Below are 14001 nucleotides of genomic sequence, written 5' to 3' on the forward strand. Positions count from 1 at the left end.
CACTTTCGCAACGTTCAAGGTTGCAAAAGTGGCTTTCGCAACACCCCGCGGGCACTCCAAGAGGGCCCTCACTCCCCAGATGACGGCCCGGCGAGCACCCGTTCCACCCAGCAGGCGTGCCCGAGCAGTTCGGCATCCCCGCCATGGCGTCCGACGAGTTGAAGCCCGAGCGGCAGCCCCGCCGGGTCGGTGAACCCGGGCAGCGCGACCGCGGGCAGGCCGAGCGCCTGCCAGCCCCGGCTCAGCACGGGATTCCCGGTCGCGTCCAGTCCTCGTGGCGCCGCGCCGGGCGCGGCCGGGCCGAGCACGACGTCGTACGAGCCGAACACCTCCGCGAGCCGGATCGCGCCGTCGGCGATGGTCGCGCGGGCGCTTTCGTACTCGTCGGTCGAGGTCGCGGCGCCGGTCCGCAGCAACTGCGCCAAGGGAGCGCTCAACCGGTCGGCCGAGGCGAGCTCCGCAGCCCTTTCGCGGGCCGCTTCGTAGGCCATCACCACGGGATGGGCGGCCGTGAGCTCGGCCATCAGCCGTTCGTCGAGGAAGGCCGAGACGGTCGCCCCTGCCTCCCGCAGCCGCTTCGCCGCTTGTGTCACGGCGTGCCGCATCGGCGCTTCGACGACGTCGAGCGCGTCGGCGGACCACACCAGGATCCGCGGCGGCCGCGGTTCCGGATCGGGATCGGCGGTCAGCGCCGACCAGGCGATCGCGAGGTCGGAGGCAGTCGCTGCGAAGACGCCGTGACTGTCCAGGCTGGGGCTCAGCCCCGTCACCCCGGTGACCGGATACCGGCCACGGCTCATGACCAGCGACGCGACCCCGCAGTACGACGCCGGTCTGGTGACCGATCCGGCGGTCTGCGAGCCCAGCGCCAGCGGGACCTGCCCGGACGCGACGGCGGCGGCCGATCCGCTCGACGAACCGCCCGGGGTATGGCCGGGAGCCGCGGGATTATGGGTCGGGCCGGGGGCGAAGAACGCGAACTCGGTGGTGACCGTCTTCCCGAGCGGCACGGCGCCGGCCGCGCGCCAGGCGGTCACGATCGCCGCGTCCGAGGCCGCCGGAGCGGCTTCCGCGCGCAGCGCCGAACCGCACCGGGTGGGCACGCCCGCCAGATCGATGATGTCCTTGACCCCGAGTGGCACGCCCGCACCCGGCAGGAAGGCCGTCCGGTCGACCCAGGCGTGCAGATCCGCTTCCGTCTCGGCGATCCGGGCCAGCGCGCGCTTGTGAGCATCCTCCGGAGTGGTCCGCCCCTCCCGCAGATCCCGGACGAGTTCCCGCAGCGACCACGGGCGCGAGAGCTTCATCGCTCCACCCAGGCGGCGTCCGCTTCCCAGAAGTCCACGCCGCCGGCGCTCACCCCGTGCCGCCACTCCGAGGTGCGCCTCAGCAGGGGTTCGACCCGCGCGGTCACCTCGTCGGCGGCGTCGGGGCCGTCGGCCGGGACCTGCCAGTGGACCCACTCCAGTTCGCGGCCCTCGGCGTCGTGCACGAACAGGTCCACATGACGCCAGCCGTACCCGTGGTTGTCGTTGTAACACATCAACGTGGTGCGCTCGCTCATGGCGCGATCCGGTGGAATTCGCGGCGGAAGTAGGCGAGGCCGCCGGCGCCCTCGTCGACGAAGACGTCCTCGACCTCCACGAAGAGCACGGTGTGCGTGCCCTGGGTGAACTCGGCACCGACACCTCCGATCAGGACGGCGGCCGCGTCTCGGACGACGGGGATGCGGAACCGGTCGTGCTCCCAGACCTCGGACCGGAACCGGTCGAGCATCGGCACGTCCGTCGCACCGGCGAACTGCAGGGCGAGGTCCTTGTGCTGGGGCGCCAGGACGTTGATGGCCATCCGCCCGTTGGTGCGGAAGATGTCGTGCGTGTAGCTGGACTGGTTGACGCAGACCAGCAGGGTCGGGGGTGAGTCGGTGACCGAGCAGACCGCGCTCACCGTGATGCCGGCGCGGCCGCTGACGCCGTCGGTGGTGACGATGTTGACAGCCGTCGAAAGGTTCGCCATCGCCGCGCGAAACCGTCGCTGGGTCGTGGTCAGCTCATCGGGCATACCTCGACGCTAGAGCCGTGGCCGAAACCGGCGATATCCCGAGTTCCACCGCGCCGCCTGAGGATTTCCCTTACGTGGCCAGCGGCAGCGCGAACCCGAACCGGGAGCCGCCGCCGTCGCGCCGCTCGGCCCAGATGCTTCCGTGCTGCCGCGTGATGATGCGGTGGCTCAGCGCCAGCCCGATACCGCTGCCTCCGGGTTTGCTGGTGAAAGACTCGGCGAAGGGATCCCTGGCGACGCCACGGCCGTGATCGTCGACGGTGAGGACGCCGACGCCCTCCTTGGCGCGGGTGCCCACCGTGATCCGCCGTTGCGCCGGTTCGCATTCCGCGGTCTCGTCGATCGCGTTGAGGCACAGGTTCATCACCACCTGACCGGTGAGGACGCGTTCGCACCGCACCAGCACCGGCGCCGGATCGAGCCGGACGAGGACCTCCACGGCGTGCGGCGCGGCGCTCAGCTCGATGAAGTACAGGCATTCCCGGACGATCTCGTTCAGATCGACCATCTGCTCGACCTGCTCCAGATGCCCGACGAAGGACCGCAGTGATCCGACGATGTCCTTCGCCCGGTCGATCTGGCGGGCGACGCTGTCCAGGCCGTAGCCCATCTGCTCACGGACGTCACCACCGGTCGCGATCGTGGCGGCACGCGCGCGGATGCCCGCGATGAAGTTCGCGGCGGCGGCCAGCGGCTGGCCGAGTTCGTGCGCGATCGCCATCGCCATGTCCCCCATGGCGTTGTAGCGGGCCAGATAGTTCTCGTGCCGCAGTTCCAGCTCTCGCCGCGCCTCGCCACGCACCCGCTCGGAGACGTCGTGCAGGATCATCAGATACGCGTCGACCTCGGACTCCGACAGCCGCTCCAGGCTCCCTTCCAGCCAGGTCGCGTTCTCCCCCGGCAACTCCAGCTGCACCGGCCCGACCGGATCCGCGCCGGCCACCACCTCGGTCCAGCGCACCGGCCTGCCGCCCAGATGCAGCCGCGCGTACGCGGTCAGCGGCTCCCCGGCCAGCCGATCGTCGTCGCCGGTCAGGCCGAGGAAGGCCAGCGCGCTGTCCGTGGCGAACCGCACCGCTCCGGCGGCGTCGAGCATGAACGCCACGGTCGAGGTGTGCCGCGCCAGCGCGTCGACGTACGACGTCGTCAGCTTCAGCTCCCGCTCGACCTCCTCCGCGCGCTGGATGTCGCGGAACTGGACCATCACCGCGGGTCCCCGCTCCAGTTCGACCCGGATGGCCACCGCGTCGGTGGGGATCACGCGGCCGGATTTGCTCCGGTAGTGCCACACGATGCGGCTCGAACCGTGTTCCACCGCGGCCTGGAGCCAGGCTCGCCCGATGACCCGGTCGTACTGCTGCGCGGAACTGCTCATGTGGTTGGCCTTGAGCGGGCGCAGCTCCGAAAGGCTGAATTCGAGCATCTCGCACGCGGCGGGATTGGCCCACAGGATGTTCTTGGTCGCCGCGTCGTGGACGAGCACGCACACCTTCGAGGCGTTCATCATCGCCACGAAGTCGCCGGTGGCCAGCTCGGGCGCGATCGGATCGACGTCCACGGCCTCAGCATAGGAGTTCGCCGCCGGGCCCTCCGGTAAGGATTTCCCCTACCGCCCTGCGTGGGAATCCCCCGCCGTCGGCAGGCAATGACCAATGGCCACGCGCGCCGGTGATCCCTAGCGTCGGAGACATCTTCCCTACGACGCGAGGAGCGCCCGATGGCCCAGATCCAGGAGAGCCCGGCCACGACGCTCGAGGATGTCCTGGCCGAACTCCTCGAGCGCCGTCAGGAGTTCCGCGACCAGCGGTACGTGCCCCGCGACTTCGTCACCCGGCTCAAGGAAGCGGGCGTCTACCGCTCCGCGACACCCGAACGGTTCGGCGGCGAGCCCCTTCCCCCTGCCGACTTCCTCCGGATCGTGGAGCGGATCTCCGTCGTCGACGGATCCACCGGCTGGGTGGCCAGTTTCGGCTCCGCGTTGGTCTATCTGGCGGCGCTGCCCGTCGAGACGCAGGCGGAGCTGTACGCCGACGGTCCGGACGTGTGCTTCGCCGGCGGTCTCTTCCCCGTGCAGCGGGCCGAACCCACCGCCTCCGGCTTCCTGGTCGACGGCCGCTGGAAGTTCGCGAGCGGCTGCATGGGGGCGGACATCCTCGGCGTGGGGATCCCCGGCGACGACACGACCGCCGGAAAGCCGCGCACCGCGCTGCTGCGGCCCGAGCAGGTCAAGATCATCCAGGAGTGGGACGTCGTCGGGATGAAGGGCACCGGTTCCTTCGACCTGGTCGTCGACAAGGTCGAGGTTCCACGCGAATGGACGTTCATCCGCGGCGGTGAACCCACCATCGACGAGCCGCTGTACCGCTATCCCACCCTCGCCTACGCCTCCCAGGTGCTGGCGGTCGTCGGCGCGGGGGTCGCCCGCGCGGCGCTCGACTTCGCGACCGAGGTCGGCAGCGGCCGTTCGGGTGTCACGGGCGCGCCGAAACTCGCCGACCGCGCCTATTACCGGACGGGCCTTGCCGAAGCCGAAGCGACGATGCGTTCGGCGCGCGCGTACTTCTACGAGGTCACCGACGAGGCATGGCGGACCGTGCTGCATGGCGACCCCGTGACGCCGGAGCAGAACGCGCATCTCCGCCTCGCCTCGACCCACCTCGCCAAGACCGCCGCGGAGACCGTCAACCGGATCATCGGCCTGTCCGGGACCGGCGCCATCGCCAACGACCACCCGCTGCAGTGGCTGCTCGGCGACGCCCTGGTCCCCCAGCAGCACGCCTTCCTGGGTCCGGCCATGTACGACGCCGCGGGTGCCGTGCTGATGGGGCATCCGCCCACCGTTCCCGGCTTCCAGTGACCACTACCGACCGACGAGGAGTTGGACCACCACCATGAGCGATACCCCGCTGCGCGTGCTGTTCTGCATCGGTATCAACCAGAACTTCTTCGACCTTCCCGAAGGCGGCGTCGCCGCCGGCGACGTCTGGACCGCCTTCGTCGCGCTGATGGACGGCATCAAGGGTCTTCCCGGCGTGGACTTCATCGGCGACATCGACGACGACTCGCATATGGTCGGCCCGTCCGACGGCTGGCCGTGGACGTGTTACCTGCTCTGCGACGTCGACACGCAGGAAACCGTCAAGCAGGCGTGCGACTTCCTGCGCTCCACGCCGGTCGGCGACAGCCCGTGGAAGCTGTGGAAGTACGCCAAGATCGAAGCGCGTATCGGCCGCGCCCTCACTCCGCGCGAATACCGGGGCTGATCGCGATGACGACAGAATTCACTGCAGCGACCGTGCACGACCTCCCGCCCGCGGACCTCGTCCTCGGCGACCGGGTCGCCGGGCGGATGTACACCGACCCGGCGATCTTCGACCAGGAGATGACGAAGATCTTCGAGCGGTCCTGGATCTGGGTCGCGCACGAATCGGAGCTGCCCAAGGCGGGCAGCTTCAAATCGACCCACGTCGGACGGCATCCGGTCATCGTGACCAAGGACCGCAAGGGCGAGATCCGCACGCTCGTGAACCGCTGCCGCCACCGGGGCGCGTCACTCTGCGAGAAGAAATCCGGTCACGCCAACGGGTTCACCTGTCCGTACCACGCCTGGTCCTACGGCCTGGACGGCAAACTGCGCGGCATCCCGTATCCCGACGGGTACGAGGGCGTCATGGACAAGGCCGATCTCGGCCTGAAGACCCTGCGCACCGAGTCCTACGGCGGGATGATCTTCGCGACCTTGAACGCCGACGCCGAACCGCTGGCCGATTTCCTCGGCGACGTCAAACTGTGGATCGACCGCTTCATGGCGCAGGGCGGCGGCTATCCGGTGAAGGTGCTCGGCACGCACCGGTTCACCTACCGCGGCAACTGGAAGATCCAGCTGGAGAACACCACCGACGGGTACCACTTCCCCATCGTGCACCGCTCCTGGATGGCCTCGGTCGACGCCGAAACCGCCGAGATGATGTCGTTCATGACCGATCCGACGGCGGTCACCCACGACCTGGGGAACGGCCACTCGGTGATGCAGATGGTCCCCGAGCACTCCGATCTGGAGGCGGACGACGGCAGCGAGCCGCTCCAGCCTCGGTTCGACGGACTGGTCGCCCGGCTGGAAGCCGCCGGAGCGGACGAAACCGAAGTCCGGAGGCTCGTCCGTGCCGTGCACGGCACCGGGTTCAACCTCAACCTGTTCCCCAACGTGTCGATGTCGATCTCGTTCTTCCGGGTACTGCGGCCGATCAGTGTCGACGAGACCGTCATCGAGCACGTCGCGCTCGGCAGTGACGGCCCGCCCGAGATCGTCGGCCCGGTCAACCGGGAGCGGTTGCGCGCCCACGAACATTTCCAGGGTCCGTTCGGTTTCGGCACGCCGGACGACTCCGAAGGCTGGGACCGGGTCCAGCGCGGCGCCCAGGGCGCGCCCGAGATGCCGATCATGGTTAACCGCGGTCTCGGCCGCGAAAAGCCCTCCCCCGAGGGCTGGCCGACCAGCCATGTCACCGACGAGACCGGGATGCGGGCGGCGTACGCCCAATGGAAGCGGATGATGAGCGATGACTGAGACCCTCACCGATCCGCGGGTGGTCCGCGCGATCGAGCTGGCGTGGCGCGAGGCCGCGTTGCTGGACGCCAAGGATTACGAGGCCTGGCAACGGCTTTACGCCGACGACGGGATGTACATCATCCCGATCGACCGTGACGCCGAGGACTTCGACGACGTCCTCAACATGGTCCACGACGACGCCCGGATGCGCGGGCTGCGGGTGCGGCGGATGACCGAGGGTTACGCGCTCGCCGCGGTCGACTCGGCGATCACCGTGCGGACCGTCTCGCGTTTCATCCCCGCCGACGTCGACGACCGGTCGGTCACGCTCAAGGCCGCCCAGATCATCGTCGCGTACAAACGGGGCCGCCACGACTTGTGGGCCGCGGACGTCGACTACGTCGTCCGCCTCGGCGCAGGTGGCGACGAGGATCGCTTCGCCCGCAAGGTCGTCCGGTTGGTCAACGCCGACGAAGCCGTTCCCGCCGCGGGATTCCTGCTGTGAGCGCCACCGCGCCGGTCGCCGTGGTCACCGGCGGGGCGACCGGGCTGGGCGAGCGGATCGCGCGGCGCCTGCACAGCGGTGGCCATCGGGTGGCGATCGCCGACCTCGACGAGGCGGCCGCGAAACGCCTCGCGACCGAACTGGACCGGACCGGGGCACACGCCCAGAGCTACCGCGTCGACGTCGCCAGCCGTCCGGACATCGACCAGCTGCTCGCGTCGGTGCTCGGTGACTTCGGCAGCGTCGAAGTTCTGGTCAACAACGCCGCCCGCACCCAGGCGCGGCCGTTGCTGGAGATCACGCCGCAGGAGCTCGACGAGGTGATGGCGGTGAACTTCAACGGCACCTTCCACGCCTGCCAGCTTTTCGGCGCGCATATGGCCGAGGCCGGGTACGGCCGGATCGTCAACATGGCCTCCCTGGCGGGACAGAACGGCGGCACCACGACCGGCGGGCACTACGCGTCGTCCAAAGGCGCGGTCCTGACGGCGACCAAGGTGTTCGCCCGCGAGCTCGCCGCCAGGGGCGTCACCGTGAACGCGGTCTCCCCCGGCCCGCAGGACAGCCCCATGGTCCACCGGCTCGTCGGCGAGGAGAACCTCGACCGGCTGACAGCCGGGATCCCGGTGGGGCGGCTGGGCAGTATGACGTTCATCGCCGAAATGGTGGCGTTGCTCGCCTCCCCCGAAGCCGCCTCCGTCACCGGCGCCTGCTGGGACGCCAACGGCGGCCTGTTCATGCGCTGATCTGGAGGCACCTGGATGACGAACGTCCTCTTCCGCGTCGTCGAAATCACCGAAGAGACGCCGGAAATCCGTACCCTGCGGCTGGTCCGGCAGGACGACGAGCCGCTGCGCGTCCGGTACCGGGCGGGGGCGCACGTCGACGTGGTCGGTCCGACGGGGGTGTTGCGGCAGTATTCGTTGTGCGGCGCCCCCGACGATCCGCGTTCGATCCTGATCGCGGTCAAACGGGAACCGGATTCGCGGGGCGGATCCGCGGCGATGCATCAGGTTTCGGTCGGTGATCACCTGAAGATCAGCGAGCCGCGCAATCTGCTGACCGTCGCCGAAGACGCCGACCGGCATGTCCTCGTCGCCGGCGGTATCGGTATCACCCCGCTGCTGTCGATGGCCTACGAGCTCTACACCTGGGGCAGCGAATTCGAGCTCCACTATTTCGCGCGCTCGCGGGAAACCGCGGCGTTCGTGGAACTGCTGGAAGAACGGGTGGAGTTCGCCGACCGGATCCGGCCGCATTTCGGCGTGCCCCGCGGCGAACATCCCGCCGTCCTGCGGGCGATCGCCGAAGACCTGACACCGTCGGCGCACGTCTACACCTGTGGCCCGGACGGTTTCATGCGGCAGGTCGGTGACGTGCTCGCCCCGGTCGTCGGCGCGGACCACGTGCATGTCGAGCATTTCGAAGCCGCCGAGGCGGACACGTCGGCCGACCGGCCGCTCACCGTCGAACTCGACACCGGTGAGGAATTCGAGGTACCGGCGGGGAAATCCATCCTGTCGGTCCTCGAGGACAACGGCATCGAGGTCTTCAAGTCCTGCGAGGAAGGCATTTGCGGCTCCTGCGTGTCCGGCGTGCTGGAGGGCACCCCGGACCATCGGGACAACTGCCTGACCGCCGCCGATCGTGAGAGCCAGATGGCGCTCTGTGTCTCACGCGCGCTCACCGACAGGCTCGTCATCGAGCTGTACTGAGCGAAAACTCGCCACCGAATGGCGAATAGCCGGGCGATCGCGCCGCTGGCAGGGTGGATTCGGTCCGCTCCGCCGAGAAAGGGTGATCCCCGGTGACGCGTCCCCTGGTGCTGGACCCGAACGGCCACGACATCCACGCCGAGAACGAGCGATTACGCGAGCTCGGCCCGATCACCCGGGTGGAGTTGCCGGGCGGTGTGGTGGCGTGGTCGGTCACGGGTTACGAACTCCTGCGAGACCTGCTCAGCGACCCGCGCGTGTCCAAAGACGCGCGTCAGCACTGGCCTGCGCTGGCCGACGTCAGCGCGGACTGGCCGTTGCTGGTGTGGGTCTCGGTGCGGAACATGTTCACCGCATACGGCGCCGACCACAAAAGGTTGCGCTCGCTCGTGACACAGGCCTTCACGGCACGCCGGATCGCCACGCTGGAACCCTGGATCACCAAGGTCGTCGACGATCTGCTGACCGGGCTCGAAGCCCTGCCCGCCGGCGAACCCGTTGACCTGCGGGAGAATTTCGCCTACCCCGTGCCGATCGAAGTGATCTGCCACCTGTTCGGCGTACCGGACTCCGCGCGCGGCAGACTGCGCCACTCCGTCGACGCCTTCTTCCGGACCTCGGCGAGCCAGGAGGCGATGCTGGTCGCCTACCAGGACATCCACTCGGTGTTCACCGAACTCGTCGCCGAAAAGCGGGCGAATCCCGGCGAGGACCTCACCACCGCGCTCATCGCCGCGCGGGACGACGGCGCCCGGCTGGACGAAACCGAACTCATCGACACCCTGATCCTGTTCATCTCGGCGGGCCACGAGACCACCGTGAACCTGCTCGACCAGGCCATCACCGCCCTGCTGACCCATCCCGGCCAGCTCGCCATGATCCGCGACGGCCGCGTCTCGTGGGCCGACGCGATCGAGGAAACGCTGCGCTGGCAGGCACCCGTGGCGAATCTGCCCCTGCGTTATGCCGTCGAGGACATCGCCGTCGCCGACGTCGTCATCCGGCAGGGCGACGCGATTCTGGCCGGATACGCCGCCGCGGGACGCGACCCGGCGGTGCATGGGCACGACGCCGACGCCTTCGACGTCACGCGCGCCGACAAGGCGCACGTCGCGTTCGGCTACGGCGCGCATTACTGCATCGGCGCTCCGCTGGCGCGGTTGGAAGCGGCGATTGCCCTCCCGGCCTTGTTCGCACGGTTCCCGGACCTGAGCCTCGCGATCTCTCCCGACGCGATGCGGCACCTCGACTCGTTCATCTCCAACGGGCATCGTGCCCTGCCGGTGATGCTGAACCGCCGGGTGGCCGCGTCGTAGCTCAGTCCTGGCGCTCGCGTCGCGAAAGCCACTTTCGGGACGTCTGATGTCCCCAAAGTGGCTTTCGCGACGTGCTCCCGGAGCCGCCAGGGTGTCAGCGCCGCCGGAACCGTGCGGCCAGCGCGGCCATCGGCGACCGCGGCTCCCGCACCGGCAGCCTGCCGGACGTGATGTCCTCCAGCAGCGTCGCCACGGTCTCCCGCGCGCAAGTGCGGTTCGCGCCGATACCGCCCGAGGGACCACGTTTGATCCAGCCGACCACGTAAGCGCCGCTGCGCCCGTCGACACGACCGGCGGTGTTCGGGATCGTGCCGCGGTCGTCGTCGAACGGAAGATCCGGCACCGGAACACCCCGATAGCCGACCGCGCGGACGACCTGACCCGCCGCGATCTCGACCGGCTCGTCCCGGCCCGTGACCCGCAGGCCCCGCACCTGGGTGTCGCCGATGATCGCGGTGGGCGCGGAGTGGAAGCGCAGGACGATCCGGCGCGCGTCCGAGGCCGGCGGCACGGTCCAGTCGACGGTCTCGCGGCCGAGTTCGCGCAGCAGAGCCGCTTTGCCGGTGCCCGCGTCGATCGCGGCCGTCGTGCGCGGGTCCGCGTCGTCGACGACGAGCGGCACACCGTCGCGCCCCGCCAGCGCGAGCAGCTCCGGAGAGGTGTACGCGGCGTCCTCCGGCCCCCGCCGGGCGAGCAGCACGACTTCCCGGATCTTGCTGGTACGCAAGCATTCCAGCGCGTGCGGGGCGATCGTGGTCCCGGCGAGGTCGTCGGGGTCGGCGGTCAGGATCCGGGCGACGTCGAGCGCGACGTTCCCCGTGCCGACCAGAACGACCCGTTCCGCGGACAGGTCCACCGCGTTCGCGGGCACGTCCGGATGACCGTTGTACCAGGCGACGACGGTGGTCGCGGCGATGCTGCCGGGCAGTTCCTCGCCCTCGATGCCGAGACCTCGCGCGGAAGAGGCACCGACCGCGTAGACGACCGCGTCGTGACGCTCGGCCAGTTCGTCCACGGACACGTCGCGGCCGACCTCGGTGCCCAGGCGCATCCGCAGCCGCGGATGCTCGTGAAGGCGCGAGAAAGTCTCGCCGATCCGCTTCGTGGCGGGGTGGTCCGGGGCGACGCCGTAGCGGACGAGCCCGCCCGCGACCGGCAACCGGTCGATCAGGGTGACCCGCGCGTTCGTGTGGAGGAGCAGGTCCTCCACGGCGTACATCCCGGCCGGGCCGGTGCCGACGACGGCGATGTCCGGCGGCGCGAAATCGCTCGGGATGGCCCGGTCGAACGTCGGTGGCGCCCACCGATGGAAGTTCGGCGCGGGATCCGCCGACGGGACGGGCTCACGGTCGGCGTAGAAGGCCGCGTTGATCCCCGCGTAGACCTCCAGCGGTCCGGTCAGCAGGTCCGCCGGGAAGATCGCGTCCACCGGGCAGGCGTCCGCGCAGGCTCCGCAGTCGATGCACGAGGCCGGATCGACGTAGAGCATCTCGGTGGTGCCGAAGTCGGGCTCGTCCGGCGTCGGGTGGATGCAGTTGACCGGGCAGACCGACACGCAGGTGGCGTCGTTGCAGCAGGTCTGGGTGATCGCGAAGGCCATGTCAGATCAGGTTCGCCCGCTTGTAGAACACCAGCGCGGGGCGGGTGAGCAGACCGCACGAACCGAGGAACTCCATCAGACCGGCACAGCTCGACCGCATCATCGCCTTGTGGTGCTCGTTGGCCTTCGCCTCGCGCAAGGCGCGCTTGGTGTCGAGCCCCGCGTTCTTGTAGACGTCACGGTTGATCATGCTGCTGACGATGAAGTACGACGCGATCGCGATGACCAGCGCGTTGATCCGGCGGCGCACGAAACCCGCGCCCTCCAGCTGTTCCCGCGTCTCCTCACGGGCGAACTTCATGTGCCGCGACTCTTCGACCACGTGGATGTTGTTGATGGTGCGCACGAACGGGACCACGCGCTCGTCTCGCATCCAGTCGCGCTGCATCACGTCGAGGACCTCTTCGGCCACGAGGATGGCCGCGTACGCCGCTTCGCCGCTGGCCGTCGCCTTGAAGACCCGGCCGAGTTCGACGGCGAGCCGGCGCGGGCGGTACGGGGGCGCGCCGAGCTTCTCGGCGCCGCGCGCGAACATGATCGAGTGGCGGCATTCGTCGGCGATCTCGGTGAGCGCCCACTGGAACGCCGGGTCGGTCGGGTCCTTGGCGTAGAAATCCCGGAGCACCATCTGCTGCAGGATCATCTCGAACCAGATGCCGGTGCTCGCGACCGAAGCGGCCTCCTGCCGCGTGAGCTCCTTCTGCTGCTCCGTGCTCATCTCGGCCCAGTAACTCGTGCCGTAGAGCGTGCTCCACTCCGGGCTGGCGCCGTGGAAGTTCTTGTCCAGCGGCGTCTCCCAGTCCACCTCGGTGGCGGGGTCGTAGGACAGCATCGCGGACGAATCGAGAAGCCGCCGCGCGGTCTCGTGGCGGCCTGCCCCGGCCGTTGCCGCGGTGCGTGGCACATCGGTGCTGGTCATACGGACCTCCCTGACGACGTCGACAGAGTGCGCGGCTACCTGTTACCGCGATTCACTGTTACTCAAGGTAACATATAGGAGCAGTCCACGAAAGAAGGGGAGATCCGCCCATGACCGCACCCCGCCGCATCGCCACCTTCGACCACGACGGACTCATCTTCGACGTCCGGGACACCGGCCCGCTCGACGGCGCCGTCGTCGTCCTGCTGCACGGTTTCCCGCAGACCGGCGCCTCCTGGGCAGAGACCGCCACCCTGCTCCACCAGCGGGGATATCGCACGATCGTGCCGGACCAGCGCGGCTACTCACCCCGTGCCCGCCCGCGAGGCCGCTTCGCCTACCGATCCGGCCGCCTCGTGGCCGACACCGTCGCCCTGATCGAGACCCTCGGCTCCGGACCGGTCCACCTCGTCGGACACGACTGGGGTGCCGTCGCCGCCTGGTCGACCGCGGCGCGCCGACCGGACCTGGTCACGTCGCTGACCACCGTGTCGGTCCCGCATCCCGCGGCGTTCCTCCGCGCGACCCTCACCAGCGACCAGCTCGTCCGGTCGTACTACATGTTCCTGTTCCAGCTGCCCTGGCTGCCGGAACTCGCCCTCCGGCGCCTGCCACGCGTACTGGAACGCACGCTGGCGGGAACCGGGATGACGCCGGCCCAGATCGAGCAGGTCCGCCGGGAAATCGTCCACGGTGGAGCCCTCACCGGCGGACTGAACTGGTACCGCGCGATGCCCTTCCAGCGACCGGGCGCCCTCCGCGCCCGGGTCACCGTGCCGACCGCGCACGTCTGGAGCGACGGCGACACCGCGCTGTCCCGGCGAAGTGCCGAACTCGCCGGCCAGTACGTCGACGCCGGTTACCGGCTCGAAATCCTGACCGGCGTCAGCCACTGGGTCCCCGAGGAAGCGGCCACGACACTCGCCGCGATCATCGACCGCACCGCCACGGAGGCGGCTAGTCGACCGGCGTGACCTCGGCCATCTCCGACCACGCGTCGCCGTCGAGGTTCTGGTAGTTGATCCGCGGTTTCTCCGCGACGACGGTCGCCATGAACGGGAAGAACTCCTGGGCGTGCCGCGTGGCGACGTGCGCGTCACCGGCGGCGCTGTCGGCGAACACCTCGACGAGGACGAATTCGTTCTCGTCGCCGGCGTTCTGGTAGTAGTCGAACGAAATGTTCCCGGGTTCGCTGCGCACCTGTTGCGTGTAGCGCTCGATACCCGCGAGCCATTCGGTGCGCTTCTCGGGGCGGATCTGTGCTTTGAGGACGATCAGGATCATGGCCCGAGTATCGCAAAGCGGGCCTTCACGCGCTCCGCTCCGAGGCCGGATG

Annotated in this window: 15 protein-coding genes; 8 read left to right on the forward strand and 7 right to left on the reverse strand. The window is 69.4% G+C overall.

The window, feature by feature from the left end; genetic code table 11:
- Positions 1-68: 68 nt before the first annotated feature.
- The 4 genes from ACZ1DY_RS23580 to ACZ1DY_RS23595 form a co-directional block, all read right to left on the reverse strand.
- A complete protein-coding gene (locus tag ACZ1DY_RS23580) occupies positions 69-1307 on the reverse strand; it encodes an amidase (RefSeq protein WP_465480856.1) in 1239 nt (412 codons plus the stop codon).
- The gene (locus ACZ1DY_RS23585; RefSeq protein WP_257486389.1) at positions 1304-1564 is read right to left on the reverse strand and encodes a hypothetical protein; all 261 of its coding nucleotides are present in this window, start codon (positions 1562-1564) and stop codon (positions 1304-1306) included. Before ACZ1DY_RS23585 ends, ACZ1DY_RS23580 begins: the two co-directional genes overlap by 4 nt.
- Entirely contained in the window at positions 1561-2061 is a 501-nt protein-coding gene (locus ACZ1DY_RS23590; protein ID WP_465480857.1) for a flavin reductase, read from the reverse strand. Before ACZ1DY_RS23590 ends, ACZ1DY_RS23585 begins: the two co-directional genes overlap by 4 nt.
- Positions 2062-2131: 70 nt before the next feature.
- Positions 2132-3619, reverse strand: coding sequence for a PAS domain-containing sensor histidine kinase (locus tag ACZ1DY_RS23595; RefSeq protein WP_465480858.1), 1488 nt, complete (start codon positions 3617-3619; stop codon positions 2132-2134).
- Between the two features lie 159 nt (positions 3620-3778).
- On the opposite strand from ACZ1DY_RS23595, the gene ACZ1DY_RS23600 reads away from it, so the two are divergent.
- From ACZ1DY_RS23600 to ACZ1DY_RS23630, 7 genes are all read left to right on the forward strand, one after another.
- On the forward strand, positions 3779-4918 hold the full coding sequence (locus ACZ1DY_RS23600) for an acyl-CoA dehydrogenase family protein (protein WP_465480859.1): 1140 nt from the start codon (positions 3779-3781) through the stop codon (positions 4916-4918).
- 34 nt (positions 4919-4952) lie between these two features.
- Complete coding sequence (locus tag ACZ1DY_RS23605; RefSeq protein WP_219151620.1) at positions 4953-5324, forward strand: hypothetical protein; 372 nt, start codon at positions 4953-4955, stop codon at positions 5322-5324.
- A 5-nt stretch (positions 5325-5329) separates the two neighbouring features.
- Positions 5330-6628, forward strand: a complete 1299-nt coding sequence (locus tag ACZ1DY_RS23610) for an aromatic ring-hydroxylating oxygenase subunit alpha (RefSeq protein ID WP_465480860.1) — start codon at positions 5330-5332, stop codon at positions 6626-6628.
- The gene (locus ACZ1DY_RS23615; RefSeq protein ID WP_257486384.1) at positions 6621-7115 is read left to right on the forward strand and encodes an aromatic-ring-hydroxylating dioxygenase subunit beta; all 495 of its coding nucleotides are present in this window, start codon (positions 6621-6623) and stop codon (positions 7113-7115) included. Before ACZ1DY_RS23610 ends, ACZ1DY_RS23615 begins: the two co-directional genes overlap by 8 nt.
- Positions 7112-7861 carry an SDR family NAD(P)-dependent oxidoreductase gene (locus ACZ1DY_RS23620; protein WP_257486383.1) on the forward strand — a complete coding sequence of 250 codons (750 nt, stop codon included), beginning with the start codon at positions 7112-7114 and terminating at the stop codon, positions 7859-7861. Before ACZ1DY_RS23615 ends, ACZ1DY_RS23620 begins: the two co-directional genes overlap by 4 nt.
- 15 nt (positions 7862-7876) lie before the next feature.
- Positions 7877-8830 carry a PDR/VanB family oxidoreductase gene (locus ACZ1DY_RS23625; protein WP_465480861.1) on the forward strand — a complete coding sequence of 318 codons (954 nt, stop codon included), beginning with the start codon at positions 7877-7879 and terminating at the stop codon, positions 8828-8830.
- A 92-nt stretch (positions 8831-8922) separates the two neighbouring features.
- A complete protein-coding gene (locus ACZ1DY_RS23630) occupies positions 8923-10146 on the forward strand; it encodes a cytochrome P450 family protein (protein ID WP_465480862.1) in 1224 nt (407 codons plus the stop codon).
- 94 nt (positions 10147-10240) lie between these two features.
- On the opposite strand, the gene ACZ1DY_RS23635 is transcribed toward ACZ1DY_RS23630, so the two are convergent.
- Both ACZ1DY_RS23635 and ACZ1DY_RS23640 read right to left on the reverse strand, forming a co-directional pair.
- Positions 10241-11746 (reverse strand): FAD-dependent oxidoreductase, encoded by a 1506-nt coding sequence (locus ACZ1DY_RS23635; RefSeq protein WP_465480863.1) that lies wholly within the window; start codon positions 11744-11746, stop codon positions 10241-10243.
- A gap of 1 nt (position 11747) precedes the next feature.
- A complete protein-coding gene (locus tag ACZ1DY_RS23640; RefSeq protein ID WP_257486379.1) occupies positions 11748-12665 on the reverse strand; it encodes an AurF N-oxygenase family protein in 918 nt (305 codons plus the stop codon).
- 110 nt (positions 12666-12775) lie between these two features.
- Between ACZ1DY_RS23640 and ACZ1DY_RS23645 the strand changes: the two genes are divergently transcribed.
- Positions 12776-13639: an alpha/beta fold hydrolase gene (locus tag ACZ1DY_RS23645; protein ID WP_465480864.1), complete on the forward strand. Its 864-nt coding sequence runs from the start codon at positions 12776-12778 to the stop codon at positions 13637-13639.
- On the opposite strand, the gene ACZ1DY_RS23650 is transcribed toward ACZ1DY_RS23645, so the two are convergent.
- Positions 13623-13949, reverse strand: coding sequence for a putative quinol monooxygenase (locus ACZ1DY_RS23650; protein WP_126735062.1), 327 nt, complete (start codon positions 13947-13949; stop codon positions 13623-13625). The two genes, ACZ1DY_RS23645 and ACZ1DY_RS23650, sit on opposite strands and share 17 nt — an antisense overlap.
- Between the last annotated feature and the right edge of the window lie 52 nt (positions 13950-14001).

This window comes from Amycolatopsis sp. PSD-21 (assembly GCF_055561455.1).